At 38.0% G+C, this 18,906-nt stretch carries 14 protein-coding genes and 2 pseudogenes; 4 read left to right on the top strand and 12 right to left on the bottom strand.

Features of this window, described 5'->3' with window-relative positions:
- Positions 1-127: 127 nt before the first annotated feature.
- Both KO505_RS03740 and KO505_RS03735 read left to right on the top strand, forming a co-directional pair.
- The gene (locus KO505_RS03740) at positions 128-1,018 is read left to right on the top strand and encodes a LysR family transcriptional regulator (protein ID WP_216054106.1); all 891 of its coding nucleotides are present in this window, start codon (positions 128-130) and stop codon (positions 1,016-1,018) included.
- Between the two features lie 258 nt (positions 1,019-1,276).
- On the top strand, positions 1,277-1,459 hold the full coding sequence (locus KO505_RS03735; RefSeq protein WP_216054105.1) for a hypothetical protein: 183 nt from the start codon (positions 1,277-1,279) through the stop codon (positions 1,457-1,459).
- A 203-nt stretch (positions 1,460-1,662) separates the two neighbouring features.
- Here KO505_RS03735 and KO505_RS17330 read toward each other — a convergent pair.
- Both KO505_RS17330 and KO505_RS03725 read right to left on the bottom strand, forming a co-directional pair.
- Positions 1,663-1,962: pseudogene (locus KO505_RS17330) on the bottom strand (hypothetical protein); the annotation flags it as partial.
- Between the two features lie 86 nt (positions 1,963-2,048).
- Complete coding sequence (locus KO505_RS03725) at positions 2,049-4,094, bottom strand: transcriptional regulator (protein ID WP_216054104.1); 2,046 nt, start codon at positions 4,092-4,094, stop codon at positions 2,049-2,051.
- Between the two features lie 253 nt (positions 4,095-4,347).
- On the opposite strand from KO505_RS03725, the gene KO505_RS03720 reads away from it, so the two are divergent.
- The gene (locus tag KO505_RS03720) at positions 4,348-5,739 is read left to right on the top strand and encodes a serine hydrolase domain-containing protein (protein ID WP_216054103.1); all 1,392 of its coding nucleotides are present in this window, start codon (positions 4,348-4,350) and stop codon (positions 5,737-5,739) included.
- A 333-nt stretch (positions 5,740-6,072) separates the two neighbouring features.
- Here the strand turns inward: KO505_RS03720 and KO505_RS17325 are convergent.
- Positions 6,073-6,389, bottom strand: a pseudogene (locus KO505_RS17325) (hypothetical protein); the annotation flags it as partial.
- A 5-nt stretch (positions 6,390-6,394) separates the two neighbouring features.
- Positions 6,395-8,434 carry a winged helix-turn-helix domain-containing protein gene (locus tag KO505_RS03710; RefSeq protein WP_216054102.1) on the bottom strand — a complete coding sequence of 680 codons (2,040 nt, stop codon included), beginning with the start codon at positions 8,432-8,434 and terminating at the stop codon, positions 6,395-6,397.
- Between the two features lie 144 nt (positions 8,435-8,578).
- On the opposite strand from KO505_RS03710, the gene KO505_RS03705 reads away from it, so the two are divergent.
- Entirely contained in the window at positions 8,579-10,861 is a 2,283-nt protein-coding gene (locus KO505_RS03705; RefSeq protein WP_216054101.1) for a CocE/NonD family hydrolase, read from the top strand.
- An 83-nt stretch (positions 10,862-10,944) separates the two neighbouring features.
- Here KO505_RS03705 and nth read toward each other — a convergent pair whose 3' ends face one another.
- The 8 genes from nth to KO505_RS03665 form a co-directional block, all read right to left on the bottom strand.
- Positions 10,945-11,577 carry an endonuclease III gene (gene nth / locus KO505_RS03700; protein WP_216054100.1) on the bottom strand — a complete coding sequence of 211 codons (633 nt, stop codon included), beginning with the start codon at positions 11,575-11,577 and terminating at the stop codon, positions 10,945-10,947.
- A 93-nt stretch (positions 11,578-11,670) separates the two neighbouring features.
- A complete protein-coding gene (locus tag KO505_RS03695) occupies positions 11,671-12,453 on the bottom strand; it encodes an electron transport complex subunit E (RefSeq protein WP_216054099.1) in 783 nt (260 codons plus the stop codon).
- Positions 12,446-13,201, bottom strand: coding sequence for an electron transport complex subunit RsxG (gene rsxG / locus KO505_RS03690; protein WP_216054098.1), 756 nt, complete (start codon positions 13,199-13,201; stop codon positions 12,446-12,448). Before rsxG ends, KO505_RS03695 begins: the two co-directional genes overlap by 8 nt.
- A 1-nt stretch (position 13,202) precedes the next feature.
- The gene (gene rsxD / locus KO505_RS03685) at positions 13,203-14,270 is read right to left on the bottom strand and encodes an electron transport complex subunit RsxD (RefSeq protein ID WP_216054097.1); all 1,068 of its coding nucleotides are present in this window, start codon (positions 14,268-14,270) and stop codon (positions 13,203-13,205) included.
- Positions 14,270-16,441, bottom strand: a complete 2,172-nt coding sequence (rsxC, locus tag KO505_RS03680; protein ID WP_252731633.1) for an electron transport complex subunit RsxC — start codon at positions 16,439-16,441, stop codon at positions 14,270-14,272. The genes rsxD and rsxC overlap by 1 nt, the downstream gene beginning before the upstream one ends.
- Before the next feature lie 14 nt (positions 16,442-16,455).
- Positions 16,456-17,007, bottom strand: a complete 552-nt coding sequence (gene rsxB / locus KO505_RS03675; protein WP_216054096.1) for an electron transport complex subunit RsxB — start codon at positions 17,005-17,007, stop codon at positions 16,456-16,458.
- Positions 17,008-17,589: an electron transport complex subunit RsxA gene (gene rsxA, locus KO505_RS03670; RefSeq protein ID WP_216054095.1), complete on the bottom strand. Its 582-nt coding sequence runs from the start codon at positions 17,587-17,589 to the stop codon at positions 17,008-17,010.
- Between the two features lie 103 nt (positions 17,590-17,692).
- A complete protein-coding gene (locus tag KO505_RS03665; RefSeq protein ID WP_216054094.1) occupies positions 17,693-18,676 on the bottom strand; it encodes a diguanylate cyclase domain-containing protein in 984 nt (327 codons plus the stop codon).
- Positions 18,677-18,906 lie beyond the last annotated feature (230 nt).

Raw genomic sequence — 18,906 nt, 5'->3', positions numbered from 1 at the left:
GTTTAATAGATATCAAGCAAGGAATTAAATAAAACCCTTCCTTATTTGTTGACGCAATTATTAACTGGTAGACTTTTGTAATAAATAGCGTTACTTGCAAAATACTTTTGTAATAAATGAGGTTAGTTTGAATTTAAAAACAAGATCTGATGATTTAGAACTTTTATTAGCTGTCGTTGAGTTTGGCGGTTTTTCAGCCGCAGCTGATGCACTTAATATTCAAGTAGCTCGTATTTCCCGCTCAGTTGCTAAAATTGAAAGTGCGTTAAAAACCACCATTTTAATTAGAACAACTAGACGAGTGATGTTAACGGATGCGGGAAAAAAGTTTATAGATGCGGTGAGTTTAGGATTACAACATATTCAAAGCGCTGAATTAGACATTATTGCTACCGGTAAGATGCCTCAAGGTAAATTACGAGTTGACGCTGCGAGTCCATTTATATTTCACCAACTAACACCACATATACATGCATTTACTAAGGCTTACCCTGAAATAGAACTTGAACTGAATTCTAACGAGGGGATCATTGATTTAATTGAAAAACGCACAGACGTAGCAATTAGAATAGGAAAATTAGAAGACTCGACGCTGTATGCGAGAACCCTAGGAAGAAGTCCTCTTTTTATTGTCGCATCCCCTGAATATATTGCACAAAATGGAGTCCCAAAAACACCTAATGATCTTAAAAGTCACAATTTAATTGGTTTCTCAAATATAAAGTTACTCAATCAATGGCCACTAAAAGGTTGGGATAACGTCATTCCAACAATAACCGCTAGCAACGGAGAAACCATTCGGCAACTTGCTTTATCTGGCAATGGCATCACTTGTTTATCTGGGTTTATGGTTAATAGCGATATTGAATCAGGTCAACTCATATCATTACTTGAGCCTTATAGACTAGCGGGTACCGACCGTGAATTAGTAAATGCGGTTTACTACAAATCCTCATCGGTTGCGGAGAATGTGACTGCTTTTATTGACTTTATTAAGCCAAGATTAACATTGCAGTAGCACAATTGATGACCTTAATTTGTCGTTTTTTAACATTGTTAAACGCGGTAAGAAGCGATTGCTTTGTTGCTCAATTTAGAATATTTTTCAGGAGCTTTTATTGTTGTAATAGCTTCTCTGTAAGGCGAAAAACTACAGAGTTTGAGAGTATCAGGGGGAATATGCATGGGCAAAGTTTTATAACCTCATGGAAGTTTAGATGTCTACATAGAAGGTAATATTTTATACATTAAGGCTAGATATGCGCCAAACAGTGAAATGGTTGCTCATTTCCAAGAAGAATCAAAAGAGCATATCGACGCACTAAGCAAAACGCCTTGGGGAAGCATAGCTATTCTTGAAGATGATAGTATTTTCCCGCTAGATGCTAAAGAAATGATAGAAGCAAATGTAAGTAATATGACTTCGATGGGATTAGCTGCTATTGCTGTGATTATTTAAAACTCAGAATCACCAAATGTGGTTAAGCAGTACTGGCAATCTATTTACGAAAAGCAAAAAATCCCTTATCAGTTTTTCTATGATGAAACTGCTGCGAAGTCATGGCTCCTGAACTTAATTGCGCTGAAGGAAAATCAGACACGCTAATAAAAATGCCAATTAAGTTAAACATTTATAACTGGTCAATAAACGAATTATTATAGTTAATCTGTTTTATCTTTAAACTCACACAAATCTTCAATGATACACGCGCCACATTTAGGTTTTCTGGCTACGCAAATATAACGTCCGTGCAATATTAACCAGTGATGAACGTCTACTTTAAATTCCGCAGGGACGACTTTTCTAGCATAGGGAAATGCTGATGCTGGGAGGTCATGGATGACTTACGATCAGTAAAGTAGCTTTTGTTCAACATCGTCAACCGTTTTGCCCATGGCAAGCTTAGTGCGGTTTGAAACACGATAGATATGCGTGTCCACGGCTATGGTAGTCCAGCCAAAATACAACTAAATTCGATAGTTTGTTTCAGTTGCTCGCATATATTAAAATTCCATGTTTAAAAATCTTTCATTGCCTTAATTTGGCTTTATTTTAAAGAAACACTATGGATATCACCCTGAATATTTTTCAATTGACTAACTACCAAGCCGGATTTGTTGACATCATATTCAAAATAGCCATGAAGCTTTTGACGTGAAATTAACTCGGGCTTAGATACTGAAAATTGATGCAGATAAAATTGCCTGTTCTCGTTTGTAACAAAGAATAAATTATCACCTCTAATTTGCGGGTCAAAATAAGCGTATGGGAGCAAGTTATTTAAATCTAAATGCGTAATTTTAGGCTGATGATTAGGTTTTTGCTTTAAATCCAAAATAGCACTTAAAGAACTCACATAAACTCTCCCTGTCGATTTTTCAATCATATAGATATCGCTTAAGTCGTCGTGGTCAGTAAAAAAGTAAAGCCACCTTTTAAAAGGTACTGTATCTATCTGCTTATTGCTCTTAAAAAAAGTATGCGGTTTTTCTGTGTTTTTTGTTGATACAACGAAATGCTCATTATCAAGCCAATTAATGTTATGTATTTGTACTTTGCTATTGAAAATTTTATAGGCTTTTAGATCAACAATCGGTGAGGTTAAGTTAGATAGTTCATTAACAGGGATTTTCCAAACAGAGCTTTGATCCGCAATCAATAAATACTTATCGTTAGGAGAAACCTGTAAGTTGATAAACACTTTATGCTGTTGAATATTTAGTACGTTTGTAGCCTCACCAGTAGACAAATCACCTAGATAAATTTGATTTTTTCCTGAACGATTAGATACAAAGAAGTAATTTGGTTGCTGATGAAATAGAGCAGGAATTGTGTCGTATACTATGGAATTATTGTTCAAAGTTTGTGAGCCATCAAAATCAAGTAACTTCCCTATACTAAAATTAACTTGTCGAGTGCTAAATAATAGTTGATCATTTTCGAATAACGACATGTCATTAGAAAGGTAATGTGTGACATTAACTATTGTAAATTCACTATTGTCTTCATTATTTGCAGTGATGTGGCTTCGAACAATTTGATGTGACGGAGGTGCTGTTGAGTAGAAAACATGTTCTGAATCATGATCCCAAATAGCCTCAGTTACTAGATAATCAAAACTTTTATGACGTAATAGCGTTTGGCTATTTAAATCTAATACATAAAAAGTGGTTTGATTGAGTGAACTACTATTCATTATTAACAACTTATTTCCGTCAGGTGACAAATCAATATTTATATTGCCAGCTGCTTCTACTGTAGGTTGCTTAATTAACTCATGGTTGTTTTTTTGGATATCAAACCTGTATATCTGAAAAGAAGACTCGTCTGATTTACGAGCTGTGTAATACATGGTCTCTTTCACGTCATTTAACACAATGTCTTGTATTGTAATTGATTGGCAATTAAACAGAGCAGTTGTGTTGGTTAACGTATGAAACTGTTCGAGTTTAGCCTTATATATATTACATTGATTGTCAAAATTAGCAGAAAAATACACATTAATCGTATCAGACAAATTTGTAGCACCGATCAAGTGGGAAATTTCGTACTGGCCAATATCAATGTTTTTAACATTATTCGTTTGCAGATCTTTTATCCATAAAGAGCTTGCTGATTGGCTTAGCTTTTGATTTAAAAATAAGACTTTGTTACTAGTAGGAATTGCCCTTGGCGAAAATTCTACACCTTCTTTTCTGGTTATTTCTTTGCTTGTTAATGGGGCGTTATTGTTATTTTTGTTGAAGAAAATAACTACAGCTAACAATATAACGAACGAGCTAACAGTTGATATCATTACTAGGGGTGAGAATTGCTTTGGCAGTTTATTTAAAAAAGGAGTAGCTATTTTTGATTTTTGAGTTACTGGGCAAACTAGTCGATAACCTTGCTTTGAAACTGTTTCCAGATACTTAACATTTTTTGGGTCATCACCTAATAGTTTTCTTAAATTGGCAATATGCTTATTAATCGTATTATCAGAAATAATTCTGCCAGACCACAGGTTTATAATTAACTCATCTCGTGTCACTACTTGGTTGGCTTTTTTGATGAAATATACGAGTAACTGGAAAGTCTTTGGTTCAACATCCAAAAGTGTTTCACCTCGATAGACTTTTGAGTTAGTTATGTCAATGCGAAAGTTACCAAGTTGGAACATGCGGTTAATCAAGTCGTAAGTAAAAAATATAGATGTTATTTTGCCTTGTAAAATTGAAAGTTTGTAGTTTAACTTTAGCAAATATTAGTAAATTCACTCATATTCACCATTTATTCACCTTTCTTTCATTACAATGAGCGGACAGAAACGTACTCTTTTTTCAGGTTAATATTTAAAGGTGACAAATATGAAAAATATTATTCAGGCGGCGATGGTCATATTCTCAACGTTCACCGTTGGAAGTGTTTTCGCATCAGACCACCAAGATTTATCGAAAATAAAAAACACAGCAACCGACATTGTTGAGCAATACACCAAACTTGGTTGGTTTAGCGGAACAGTACTAATTGCGAAGAACGGTGAGGTGTTTCATCGCCAACACGTTGGTATGCAATCACAAAAGTTAGATGTAAAAAATACAGCTAACACTCGGTATAATATTGGGTCAATCATGAAGGCATTTACCGCAGTATTAGTGTTACAAAAGGTACAATCGGGCCACTTGAAAACAACGGATACATTAGATAATTTCAAATTAGGTTTTACTGACCCTGACACAGCCAATATAACCATTGAGCATTTGCTAACACATCGTTCAGGCTTACCTGATATATTTAATGCCCGTTACAGAGAAAACCCGTTAGTATACGAAACGGTAACACAAAAGTTACAATTATTACTCGATACTAATTTATTGTTTAAACCAGGGACACAAAAAAAATATTCCAATTATGGTTATGTGGTTTTGGGTGCAATTTTAGAAAAAGTATCAGGACAATCATTTGAAATGCTGCTTAATGAAAATATATTTTCACGAGCTAATTTAACCAATTCAAGCTTCAAACCAAAAGCCAATCATCCTATGCAGTCTACTCGTTATACATACCTGTATAACAATAGTCTAAAGGAAGTTGGTGTTACGGAGCATCCAGGACCGGATGGCGGCATAGAATCAAGTGTTGATGACATTCATCAATTTGTTCGTGCGCTATTTTATCGAGATAATCTGCTTAAACGTTCGTTTCCCAAAAACAGAAGTTTTTTCAAAATGGATGAAGGTAGTTGGCGTTCATACGGTGGCGGTAGTGGCGTAAGTGCTGCAGTAGAAGTCGATTTAAAAACTGGTTATGAAATAATCGTTTTGGCCAATACGGATAGTCTAGTGGCTGAATTCATTACGCAAAGAATCCTCACTTTTATAAAAACAGGAGAGTATCCTGATATTAAACCTAAAGCGTCTAATTTTGCTTATCAATATTATCAATCACAACACCCAAAGCGGTCTTTTGTGTTTTTTAAACAGGCATATCAAAATGCAGGGTACACTACTTTTGTTGGTAAAACATTAAACCAATTAGCTATGCAGTTAATCAACGTACATCGCTGGAAAGAGGCTTTTGACGCACTAAACTACTTACAGTTTCTATATCCGAAAGCGCCACAAGTATATGACAGTTTGGCATTTGCTCATTATAAAAAAGGAGAGTACATCGAGGCGAGGTTAACATTTGAAAAAGCTAAATCTTTATTACCAAACTTTAAAAGTGATTACAGTGCGAATAACTATCAGAAGGACTAACCTGCGAAGCCTACAAATATATTTTCGGGTTGTAGTTATGAATAGTTTAAACGGGACATAAAAAGGTTAAAAGAAATAGCTCATTTCGATTACAGCGATTATTTAGACAATTAAATCTAAGGTAAAGCCGTAACTCTCAAATCTGAGTAATTAACATTAAGCGATGTATTTTGAGCTTTACGTTTAACAAAAAATTGCAAGGGATACGAAGGCATAATTAAAATTTTAAGTGGTAATTGGTAATTGGTAATTTGGAACGCATTGCTGAAGTCATAAGAAGTGCTTCAAGTGACCTGTGTTTTATTCAGCGATTATATTTATAGTATCTGTTAGTTATTCCGCCTTACCTTTAAATTCACACAAGTCTTCAATCAAACAGGCACCACATTTAGGTTTACGAGCAACGCAGATATAACGGCCGTGCAGTATAGCCAGTGGTGTACATCGACTTTAAATTCTTTTGGGACTACTTTTCTAGCATAGGGAAATGCTGATGCTGGGAGGTCATGGATGACTTACGATCAGTAAAGTAGCTTTTGTTCGACGCCATTAACGGTTTTACCCATGGCAAGCTTAGTGCGGTTTGAAACACGGTATATATGCGTATCTACCGCTATAGTAGGCCAGCCGAACGCTAATGAAAGTAGAACAATTTTCACTCAGTGTTCACGCGATAAGTTTGATAAATGTCACTGTCATTGGTTTTTGACGACTTTTGCCCAATGAGTAAAACGTCACCATTGATAGAAAAGTGGCCTACTTGACTATTCAAGGTTTGGACAGGTTTATGAGAACCTTTGATGTATACCTCAAGTTCCCTGTCCTGCCAGTTATAAAACGCGATGCGCTCGCCACTTTTCTTGACATTAAACTGCCTGCCATAAAAAGCATTGATGTTCGGTTTAGGTAGCTCTAATGGTATTGGGTGTGCTCCTTGATACCATTTGCCATCTTGATCAACCCAAAGCCAGTCATCTACAGAATTGGCGTATTGAACGCTTTGCCAATGAGGCTCAAGCCTCTCCATTGAATTATCTTGTAAATTAAACTCGACAACTTGCCAGTCCGAGCCCAGTTTCATGCTAAAGGCTACCTTGTTTGGCGACTTAAAAGACAGCCCCCTAAACTCTTTTTCAGGTAACGGCAATAACCTTGTCTCTCCTGAATTTATGTCTATGATATGAATCGCATTTAAAGTGAGTCCTGCTACTTTACGCTCATCTGGTGACCAAGTTAAATCAACATAATGTCGGCCATCTGCAAACTGACTGACTTTCTTCTTTTTACGCGTATCACGATTATACAACCAGAGTTCTTCGTTGCCTGAAGTTAAACTAATATAAGCGACTTGATTGGCGTTTGGTGACAACACAGCCAACCTTTCATCAAAAGTGTCCTCTAATATCGAAAACGATTGATTGTGCGAGATATTATACTCGTCGACATTTAAATCATTCTTAAAAGCGGTAAACGCATAATCAACACCGTTGCTATGCCGCTCTGGTCGACGCAGCTGTTGAGGACCTGTAAACAGGACTGTTTTATTGCTGCCATCGAGATCATATTGCACTATTTCATGGGCCGGATGCTCGCCCATCATAACAATGTGCTCGCCATTATGAGCCCATATTCCACAACAAATATAGGCATTTAGTTTAAACAGTAAACTTAGATGCTGTGTCTCTAAATCGAGCTGATAAAAACCTTCCCACTGTTGTTCATCTGGCGAAGAGATGAGCAACTTATTTTGGGTCGGGTGCATGTCAAACTGATTATTACCGCCTAGGTGTATATCTGGCTGAGGAAGCCACTGAGTGCTGCCGGAATCTAGCTCAAGAGAATATAGGGAGTAGGGTTTTCCCATCCCCGGTGACTCAGAGAAAATAAGCATATTATCGTCATGGGTAAACTTAATAATCCCAAAACTGCCGGGCTTGCAGGTGTATATTAATTGGGGCTCAGACATCTCTAGCCCATCAAATTCGCGAATAAAATATTGGCAACGTTCTTGTGTTGCAACCAAATACACGAGTTTTGTACCGGCATCGTTCCAACTGCCTGGTCCAACACCATTCTCTTCGCCATGATGGACTTCAACTTGCTCACCTGAATAAATGTTTTTTATATACAGTCTGAACCTTGTGCCATCATGATTCATATACGCCAGACGAACGCCATCTGACGCAAAGCTAGGGAAATATTCTCTACCTTTATCTGAGGTGACCGCTTTAGCAGAAACAATGACGTTGGACGAGGAAGAGTTTGATGACAAAAAACCAATAGATAAGACAATGGTAAAGAGCGCCATCAAAAATAGAACATGTTTGTTTATAGGACGCTTTTCCGTAAAACCTTCAATGTCTGCCGGGGGCGTTCCCTGATCGTCAATTGGCGCGGCAGTGGCGACAAATCGGTAACCTCTTTTAGGCACAGTGACAATGAACTCAGGATTTCGAGCGCTATCTTGCAGTGCTTTTCGGAGTTTTGTAATCAGTTTGCTGACCGTATTGTCGCTGACATAACGGCCATGCCAAACACCATCGAGCAACTGTTCTTTGCTGATAATTTGATTTTGATGTTGACAGAAATACGCTAATAATTCACTCATCATAGGCTCCATTCGGACCCTATCTTGCTCATTCGTTAAGGTGTGTTGCTGTTCACAAAATTCAAAATCTTTAATTTGCCAGCGCATATCTATCCATTGTATCTGCTTCACAAGCCCTTAAAACAGGGCGGTCATAAAAAGTCACAAGTATTCACCGCTTTGTCAGGACTTATCACTTACACCTCAATACAGTGGGCCCACGATTTATGCGAACTCAAAATGGAAATTCAAATGAAACAATTAAGTCAAACGTCTTTGGTGATCTATTCGCTCATTATCTTACTAAACTTTTTGCCAAATACCTACGCTGCTAATTCTGGTGAATACCCATTGCCTGCTATTATTGCAGTGACTGATTTAAGTACCTCAGATGGCGTCGATGCCATTTTAGCGTCTGAAAAACTAACGAAAAAGCTCAAGTCATTTGCAAACAATTTAACAGTAGATGAAATTGAACAACAAAGTACGTTTAATAAAATGGCGCTATTGTCATTGCGTGACGACCTTTCTGCAATCTCCAACACGATTAAACAACAAAACAATACACTGGAATTTTCTCATTACCAGCTATATCACCAAACTGGTCTAGCAGAAGAGCCTAGTGACTTTATTAAAGATAAATTTGAGAAACTGAACGATGAAGCGTTTGTGCAAATGTCTCTAGCTTTGGGCTGGTCTGTTTCGGGGGCTAAAAGTTACGTTTTTAACGTGTACAAACGCCTACAAAATAAGCAAAAACTTTCGCAAAGTGACATGATTTCTATTGCCGTTAACAGCCATTTATATCAGGTATTACACGGCATCATTCCAATAACTGACAAAATAATAAAGCAAGAACAACAACGTCGTTTTATCATTCAACCGGATGTGTTAGTTAAATTAAAGAACGGCATCGAGCTATCAACCACTATCGTACGCAGTCGCAGTCAACTCAAACCCAAAAGTACCGCTCTGCAATATACAATCTATGCCGATGAAGCGTCTCATATAAAAACCGCCATGCATGCCGCTGCGCACGGGTATATTGGTATCGTGGCTAACTCTCGTGGAAAGCGCTCAAGCAGCAATAAGATAGTGCCTTGGGAACATGAAGGAGAAGATGCGTCGCAACTTATCAATTGGATCACAGAGCAAGCTTGGAGCAATGGAACCGTTGTTATGTACGGTGGTAGTTACAATGGTTTTACACAATGGGCAACAGCTAAATACATGCCAAAGGGCTTAAAAGCGATGGCCCCTTATGTGGCCGCTAATCTCATCACTGGCTTACCGTATGAAAACAACATCGCGTTGACGGGTAACTTTGAATGGCCTTTGTATGTTACCAACAATAAAACGGTCGATAACACTATTTATAATGACTGGCAGCGTACAGAAGATATTGTAAATGAACTGTATACCAGTGGCCGGCCTATCTCAGATATTGACAAAATAGCTAACAAGCCGAGTCCGTGGCTTCAAAAGTGGCTATCTCACCCAGAAGACAGTACTTTCTATCAAAACATGGTTCCTTATCGAGAAGAGTACCAACGAATCGATATTCCGGTGCTTAGTATTACGGGGTACTTTGAGGGTGGTCAAATTTCTGCACTTACGTATTTGTATGAGCACTTCAAGTACAACGATAGAGCTAACCATGCGTTGTTAATTGGTCCCTATAATCACATGACCGCACAAGGCAAACCTCGTTCGCACCACAGCAACTATGAGCTTGATCTCGTCGCTCTTGAAAAGGACACCGAAGAAGTAGTGTTTGAATGGTTTGATCACGTTTTATATGGCAAACCGAAGCCAAAGTTAGTTCAGAATAACGTTAACTATCAAGTAATGGGCGCAAACCAATGGCGCTATGCTGACTCGTTGCAAACGTTAAACCAGCAAACTGTTAGCTTTTACATTCAAGAGACCAATCCAAACGCAGAGCAAAATCATATATTGGGGATTGCGCCCTCAATACAAGCCAATAAATACATTGAACAAACCATTGATATGACCGACAGAACTGAGCAACGCAATCTAGCGCCCTGGCTAGTCATTAAAAACAACATTGATAAGCAAGGTGGCATTCAATTGGAGACACCTGTATTTGAGCAGGATATGGAGCTCACAGGTGCGATCTCTGGATTCTTTGACATAGCAATCAATAACAGAGATGTGGATATCGGCTTTAACTATTACGAAGTTACCGCCAGTGGTGAAGTTTTCCACCTAAACAATTATCGAAGCCGTGTTAGTTACGCAGAAGACATGGGTAAAAGACGTTTATTAATCCCAAATCAAAAACGTCGTGTACCTATAGTTAACGCTCGCTTTACCTCAAAGCTAATCAAAAAGGGCAGCAAGATCGTTCTCGTTTTAAATGTGAATAAGAACAAAGACGCACAAGTAAACTTAGGTTCTGGAAAGCCTGTAAACTATGAACAACTTTCTGATGCAGGGCAGGCTATGAAACTGAAATGGTATTTGTCGTCTCAAATTAATTTGCCATTAAAACTTTGGCGAAAAGCGCTGTAGCCCCAAATAGTTTAATCATTAAAATTTAAAACCAACGGGTAACAGCGATAAATTTGGATTATTAATTTTACAAATTAAGAGTGTTAATCTGTTTTATCCTTAAACTCACACAAGTCTTCAATCAAACAAGCACCACATTTAGGTTTTCTGGCCACGCAAATATAACGACCGTGCAGTATTAACCAGTGGTGTACATCGACTTTAAATTCTTTTGGGACGACTTTTAAGAGCTTTTGTTCGACGTCATCAACGGTTTTACCCATTGCAAGCTTAGTGCGGTTTGAAACACGGTAAATATGTGTGTCTACCGCTATAGTTGGCCAGCCGAATGCGGTATTTAATACAACGTTAGCGGTTTTTCTACCAACACCTGGTAGCGCTTCTAGGGCTGCTCTGTCCTCTGGTACTTCCGAGTTATGCAGATCAACTAACATTTGGCAGGTTTTAATGGTGTTTTCGGCTTTGGTATTAAATAAGCCGATGGTTTTTATATACTCTTTTAAGCCTTCTACGCCTAAGGCTAAAATTGCCTCAGGTGTATTTGCAACAGGATAAAGTTTAGCTGTTGCTTTGTTGACGCTTACATCTGTAGCTTGTGCCGATAATAAAACAGCGATCAACAATTCAAATGGGCTTGAGAACTCCAACTCGGTTGTTGGGTTTGGATTGTTATCTCTTAATCGAGTTAATATTTCTAAACGTTTTGTTTTATTCATCTTAGACTTTAAATCTCTTACCACTTATTCTGTCGAAACTCGAAACTCGAAACTCGAAACTCGAAACTCGAAACTCGAAACTCGAAACTCAAATTAATTAACCGTTGTTACTCTTGCGCGTTCAACTTTTTTAGCAGCTTTGTTTTTTTGCTCTTCAAGTTCTTTGTTATCTAGATAGTTTTTACCCGCAATTATAAAGCCCATACCTATGAATGCGCCGGGTGGAAGCACAGCTAAAAGAAACTGTTGATCAAAGTGAAAAATTTGAAACTCTAACGTTCTTGCCCATTCACCAAATAATAAATGCGCACCATCAAATAACGTACCTTGGCCAATAATTTCACGTGCACCTCCGAGTAACAATAGGATCACGGTAAAGCCTAGTCCCATCATCAATCCATCAAATGCGGCATTAAGAGGTGGGTTTCTTGAAGCGTAAGCTTCTGCTCGGCCAATGATGGCGCAGTTAGTAACAATGAGTGGAATGAAAATACCTAATGATAAATACAGGCCATAAGTATAAGCATTCATTAAAAGCTCAACGATGGTAACAAACGAGGCAATGATCATGATAAATACCGGGATGCGTATTTCTTTTGTTACCCAATCTTTAACCAATGAAATCGTCAAGTTAGACACTATTAAAACTAACATAGTGGCAATCCCTAACCCCAAGGCATTAATAAAAGTATTAGTGACCGCAAGAAGAGGGCACAAACCTAATAACTGAACCAGTGCAGGATTGTTTTTCCATAGTCCTTCTTTAGCTATACCTGACCAATCAACTAACTTAAAAGCATTAGCTTTTGGCTCTATTAAGTCGTTGTCGATATCTTCATTATCGTTTATTTCACCTGAAGTCGTGGTATTAGTCATTAGACACCTCGTCTTTAGTAGTTAAAGTAGCCTTTTGCTCATCAAATTGCGATTGGGGATCTGTAGTTATAGGTTGTACCAATGAGTCTGGAGGGAGCATTTCATCAACCACACATTGGTTTTCCATAACAAACAAACGATCAAAGTTTGAGCTAACATATCTGATGGATTGACGAAGTTGATTAACAACGGCCCTTGGTGTGATAGTTGCGCCCGTAAACTGATCAAAGTAACCACCGTCTTTTTTTACAAACCATCGTTTGTCAGTATCAGAATTTACTTTCATATCATTAAATGACAAAACCCAGTCGGACTTTTCCAAGTCAATCTTATCGCCAAGTCCAGGAGTTTCTTTGTGTTGTAATGTTCTAACACCTTGTACTTTACCTGTTTTATCAATCGCGACCATCAGCTTTATTAAACCGTTATAACCTTTCAATGTTTGAGTTTGAAACACTAAGGCGTATGGCTGCTCTTGTTGGGTTGCACGGTAAATTACATGGCTTTCATCATCGCCAAAAATAGACTTGTCGGTGATGTGCAAACAATTTTCTAACGGGTTATTGTCAAAACGTTCAGGTACTAATACTTGGTTGAGTTTATTCAATAAATCTTGTTGTGCTTGTTGTTCAATTAATGGCGCGGTATACACATAAGTGAGCGAGACTAATAAAGTACACACAGCAGCAAAAGCTGAAAGCAATAAGGCATTCTTTTTAGAGGTGAATATTAATAAGTTTTTATTCATTTTACGCCTTACCTTTGTGACCATAAACGGTTGGCTTAGTGTAATAGTCGATTAAAGGTACACCTAAATTTGCTAACAATACGGCAAAAGCGACGCCGTCAGGATAGCCCCCCCATTCTCTGATCATAAAGATCAACGCGCCAACAATAGCGCCAAATATTAAGCGACCTTTAATTGTTGTTGAAGATGAGATTGGGTCCGTGGCGATAAAGAAAGCGGCAAACATAGTTGCACCTGAAAATAATGTCGCCATCGGTGTTAACGTTAAATCAGGTGTAATAGAGTAACTGATTAAGGTTAAGGTAAATAAGCTGGCGATAACAGCAAGAGGTATATGCCAACGGATAACACCCTGTTTAAGTAATAATAAACCTCCAACTAAATAACCTAAATTAACCCATTCCCAACCAGTACCACCGTACTGCCCATAAATTGGGGAGTTAGTAATTTCTGAGGCGGTTAACCCTAAATCTATTTGGGTTTTAAAGTTATCAAGTGGTGTTGCCATTGTTATACCATCAACAGCCATGCGTAATTGTGTCACGCTATAACCATCTTGGGTAAAGTCAGTGAATACCGCAGCGATACTATCCAACAAACTGATGTCATAAGTCATTAACTGTTGAACAGGCATCCAATTGGTCATGGCAACCGGAAATGAAATTAGCAATACGACATAACCTGCCATTGCAGGATTAAAAAGGTTAAAACCAAGTCCACCGTATAACTGCTTTACTATAATAATGGCAAAAGAGACGCCGATGACACTTATCCACCAAGGCGCTAATGGCGGTATAGAAACGGCAATTAACAAACCCGTTAACATAGCTGAACCGTCAGCTAAAGTAGCTCTAACTGGCTTTTCTCTTAAGGTCAAAATGATAGCTTCGGATATTAAGGCCACCAAGATACATAAAAATATTTGAACCATGACGCCCCAACCAAAGAAATAAACTTGGGCGGCTACGCCAGGTAAACAGGCGTAACAAACCGCTCTCATCACTTGATTAGTGGTTAATCCCGCTCTACTGTGCGGCGAGCTTACAAAAAGATTTGTCAGTCGTTTCATTATTTTTGCTCACCTTGATCTTTCTGTTTTTTGGCTTTTGCTCTGGCAATTGCAGCGGCCACTTTGTCTTTTTTAATTTGTTCTGGCGTTTTACTATCTGTAGACATCTGTTCACTTACCGGTGGCACAATACTTTCAGAGCTTGTGTTATCTGTCTTAGGCTCAGTTTCATTTGTTTCTTTAAGCTTTTTAGCTTTTGCTCTGGCGATAGCCGCAGCCACTTTATCTTTTTTGACTTGCTCTGCAGAAACGGGGTCAGAGGTTTGCTCTTTTTCTTCAACGTTAGAAACTGCAGGTTCTACAGCCTCTTTAAGCTTTTTAGCTTTTGCTCTGGCGATAGCTGCTGCCACTTTATCTTTTTTAGCTTGTTCAGCGGATACTGGTTCAGTGGTTTGTACTTTTTCTTCAACGACTTCAGTACCTTTAGCCTTAATATCTTTTGGCTTAGTATCATCAGTCCTAGTTTTATCAGGTTTAGTCTCATCAGAGTTTAATGCAGCTTGCTGTTTTTTAGCTTTTGCTCTAGCGATAGCGGCGGCTACTCTATCTTGAGTATCCGTTGTTTTTACTTCTGGAATATTAGCTTCTGAAGTCTTGTTTTCAACCTCAGCCGTTGTTCCAGCTAGTTCATTCTTTTTCGCTTTTGCTCGAGCAAGAGCTGCAGCTATTTTATCTTTGGCGCTGTTGTCTTTTTCTAAAGCTTTTTTACGTTTTTCAGCAGACTCTTTATGGCGTTGCAGGCGAGCTTGTTTGTCTCTTTCTAGCCGTTCTTGACGTGCTTCAAATCGTTCTTTGGCTTTGTCTGATTTAATTTTATCTTCTTTTGCCTGTTTTATTTCAACTTTACTAGTACGGTAATATTGAACTAGTGGTATTTGACTTGGGCACACATAAGAACACACACCACATTCTATGCAGTCCGCTAAGTTATATTCTTCTAATTTATCGTGATCTTTGGCTTTGCTAAACCACAATAGTTGTTGTGGTAATAAGTTTACAGGGCAGGCATCCGCGCATAAACTACAACGAATACAAGCTTGTTCAACACCACGAGAAGGCAATAAATATTCACTTGGTGCTAAGATACAGTTAGTACTCTTTACTACTGGCATCATGATATCCATGATGTTAAAGCCCATCATAGGGCCGCCCATAATAAGACGCTGATCTTGTTCTGGCACTAAACCACAATGAGTTAATAAATCAGAGATTGGCGCTCCTAATTTTACCCATAAATTTTGTGGTCTAGAGATTGATTCACCGGTAATGGTAACCACACGTTCAATTAAGGCTTCACCATCTATAACCGCTTTTTTTATGGCAAAACAAGTACCAATATTTTGCATTACAATCCCAATATCTGCTGGGATGGATTGGTTTGGCACTTCTAAACCCGTAAGGATTTGTATAAGTTGTTTCTCGCCGCCAGAAGGATATTTAGTCGGCACAACTCTTACTTCAATATGTTTGTGATCAACAATGACTTTTTCGATAGCGCTGATAGCTTCTGGTTTATTATCTTCAATTGCAATCACTACCAACTCAGGCTTAACCATATGCTGAAGAACTTCAATACCTTGAATGATCTCTTGTGCATAATGTCGCATTAATACGTCATCTGCCGTGATATAAGGTTCACATTCCACCGCATTAATGATCAATAATTCAACATTTTTTGTTGGATTGGCTTTTATGTAAGTTGGAAAACCAGCGCCGCCTAGACCGGCGATACCCATTGATTTTAAATGGGCGATTAACTCTGAATTTGGTTTGTTTTGCCAATCAGGGATAGGCTGATTGGCGATGGCAATGTTTTCACCGTCTGACTCTAAAACAACGGTTGTTTCTGGTTTTCCTGATGGATGCGCTGACACATGTAAAATGATGTCTTTAATTAAACCAGAGGTTGGAGCATGTACTGGTAAACTTAACCCTTCTTTTGGGTTCGTTAAAGGTTGCCCAGCTAAAACACGATCGCCTACACTAACAATTAAATCACCTTCATTACCAATATGTTGTTTAATTGGTACATAATAAATTGGGGAAAGTGGCGCAATATCAATTGGACTCGTGTTTGATAACGATTTTCGCTCAGGTGGATGAATACCGCCAGGAATATCCCACAGTTTTCCACTTCTCATCTGTTCAATTAAACTTAATTCTGAATGCAAAATAAAACCTGAAATTAATTAACGTTTTTAACTGGGATTGCTAACGTATCCCATTTCCAATTTGTGTCATTTAATGGAACCATATCTATACAATCGACAGGACAAGGTTCGACACATAAGTCGCAGCCAGTACATTCGTCAATAATGACAGTATGCATTACTTTAGAGGCGCCCATAATGGCATCGACTGGGCATGCTTGGATACATTTGGTACAACCGATACATTCATCTTCTCTAATAAATGCGACTTTTTTAACATCTTCTTCGCCGTGAGCGGAATCTAATGGTTTAGCATCAACGCCCATTAAGTCGGCTAGTTGTTTAATGGTAGCTTCGCCACCTGGAGGACATTTATTTATATCATCGCCATTGGCGATCGCCTCAGCGTAAGGTTTACAACCTGGATAGCCGCATTGCCCACATTGTGTTTGAGGCAGTAAGTTATCAATCTGCTCAACAAGTGGGTCGGCTTCGACTTTAAATTTTACAGAAGCAAAACCTAAAACAGCACCAAAGATAATGGTTAAGGCTACGAGTGCGCCAAGGGCAATTAACAAAGTGTACATTTAAAATTTCACCAATCCAGCAAATCCCATAAAGGCCAAAGACATTAATCCAGCCGTGATCATCGCAATTGCAGACCCTTTAAAAGGTAAAGGCACGTCAGCCACTGCCAGACGTTCTCTCATTGATGCAAATAAAACGAGAACTAAAGAAAAGCCAGCGGCAGCACCAAAACCATAAACAATGGACTGTAAGAAGTTGTGTTCGGCATTGACGTTTAACAAAGCTACACCTAACACCGCACAGTTAGTTGTAATTAATGGCAAGAAAATACCAAGCAAACGATATAATTTAGGGCTGGTTTTTTGAACAACTATTTCAGTAAATTGCACTACGACCGCGATTACTAAAATAAAGGAAATGGTACGCAGATACTCGATACCAAGAGGCTGAAGAATGTAAGTATTGAGTAAATAACTAGACATTGAAGCCAAGGTTAAGACAAAAGTAGTCGCCATCGACATCCCTATAGCAGTTTCGATTTTACTCGACACTCCCATAAATGGACATAGGCCTAAGAATTTTACGAGTACAAAGTTATTAACCAGTACCGTACTTACTAATAAAAGAAAATATTCAGTCATTAAATCTAGCTAAATTGATTTTTTTGTATTATCCGGTTTTCCAGCATGATTAACAACATAAGATTTATAAGGTTATTGGATAAAATTTAGTTATGGGTGCTTGTTAATTATTCGCTTGGGTATCGGCAAGTGATAATAAAGTCGTTAGGCTGGTTTTGTTGTCGTAAGGTAAAGCCGCCACGCCAAGTTTAGCCGAGACATCTTGTTCTAAAAATGAATCAGTAAAGTGCTCTGTAATGTGATTAATCAACGTATCGCATTGTTGTTTAGAGTAACTCGGTAACATAATGCCAAAGTCGAAGGCATTTAACTTAAATGCTTGTTCAGTAGGGTGCTTGATTAGTTGTGTTGAAATCGCTGATCCAATTAATTGAATATATCTGTCGCCAGCTGGGTAACCTAAATTAAAGTTTAAATACTCTAATTGTGATGCTCTGATTAACACAAAATATCCTGATTGATTTACTTGGGTGTCACTTAACATTTGTTCAAAATATTTTATAAACAATGGACCCGTTGCTAATCCAGTTAGTTTATCTCGAACTTGTTGGTCATCTACATTTTGGTATTTATTTCCACTTTCTTGTCCAGATAGGGAATTATTCATTATTTTATTTGTTTTAAAAATACTATTTAAACCAAGGATCAAACTAGGCGCTAAAAACATAAAAAAGAGCAGGCCAGTGAAAGGTTGTAGAAATTCATCATACGAAGAGTGGAACTCAATATATAACTCACCATTTGATGAGATAAGAGAAGTTGGTTCGGTATAAAGCGAGAAACGTTTGAGAATAGGGGTAATTAAAGGCAACTTACCTTCCGCTTGAATATAACGGTACAGTACATTTCCACTATTGTCCGTAATGGTTAAAAACTCTAACTCAACCGCGGCTCTTAATTGCTTTGAGAGTAATTTCGCATTATCACCCAAATTACTGTAAGTGAATTGCTCAACCAGTTGGATCTGATTCTGTTGTTTGTTATGGATTAAATTTGAAGCGGTGACCAATACCACACCGGATAACATGACACCTAAAATGATACTTAAGAATATAAATGTGAATACACGTTGGCGTTTTGATCTCATATTAAGTAACAAGCACTCTTTAATAGTAGGTGGATAGATAAACGTTTAAGACTTTTAGATATAAAATTATAAGAAGACTATAAAAGCAGATTTGTTTCAGGATTGAAAGTGATCTTTATTAACTTGAAAAATAGTGGGATGTTTTGTACATCGAACATCAAGGTTTGAGATTCGAGTTTTGAGCTTCGAGCTTAGAGATTAGAGCTTAGGGCTTGATCTGCCCCCAAAAA

Source organism: Psychrosphaera sp. F3M07, from assembly GCF_018860345.1.
GTDB classification, from domain to species: domain Bacteria; phylum Pseudomonadota; class Gammaproteobacteria; order Enterobacterales; family Alteromonadaceae; genus Psychrosphaera; species Psychrosphaera aquimarina.
Note: the sequence above shows the minus strand (reverse complement) of the source record. Positions and strands in the feature narration are given on the sequence as shown.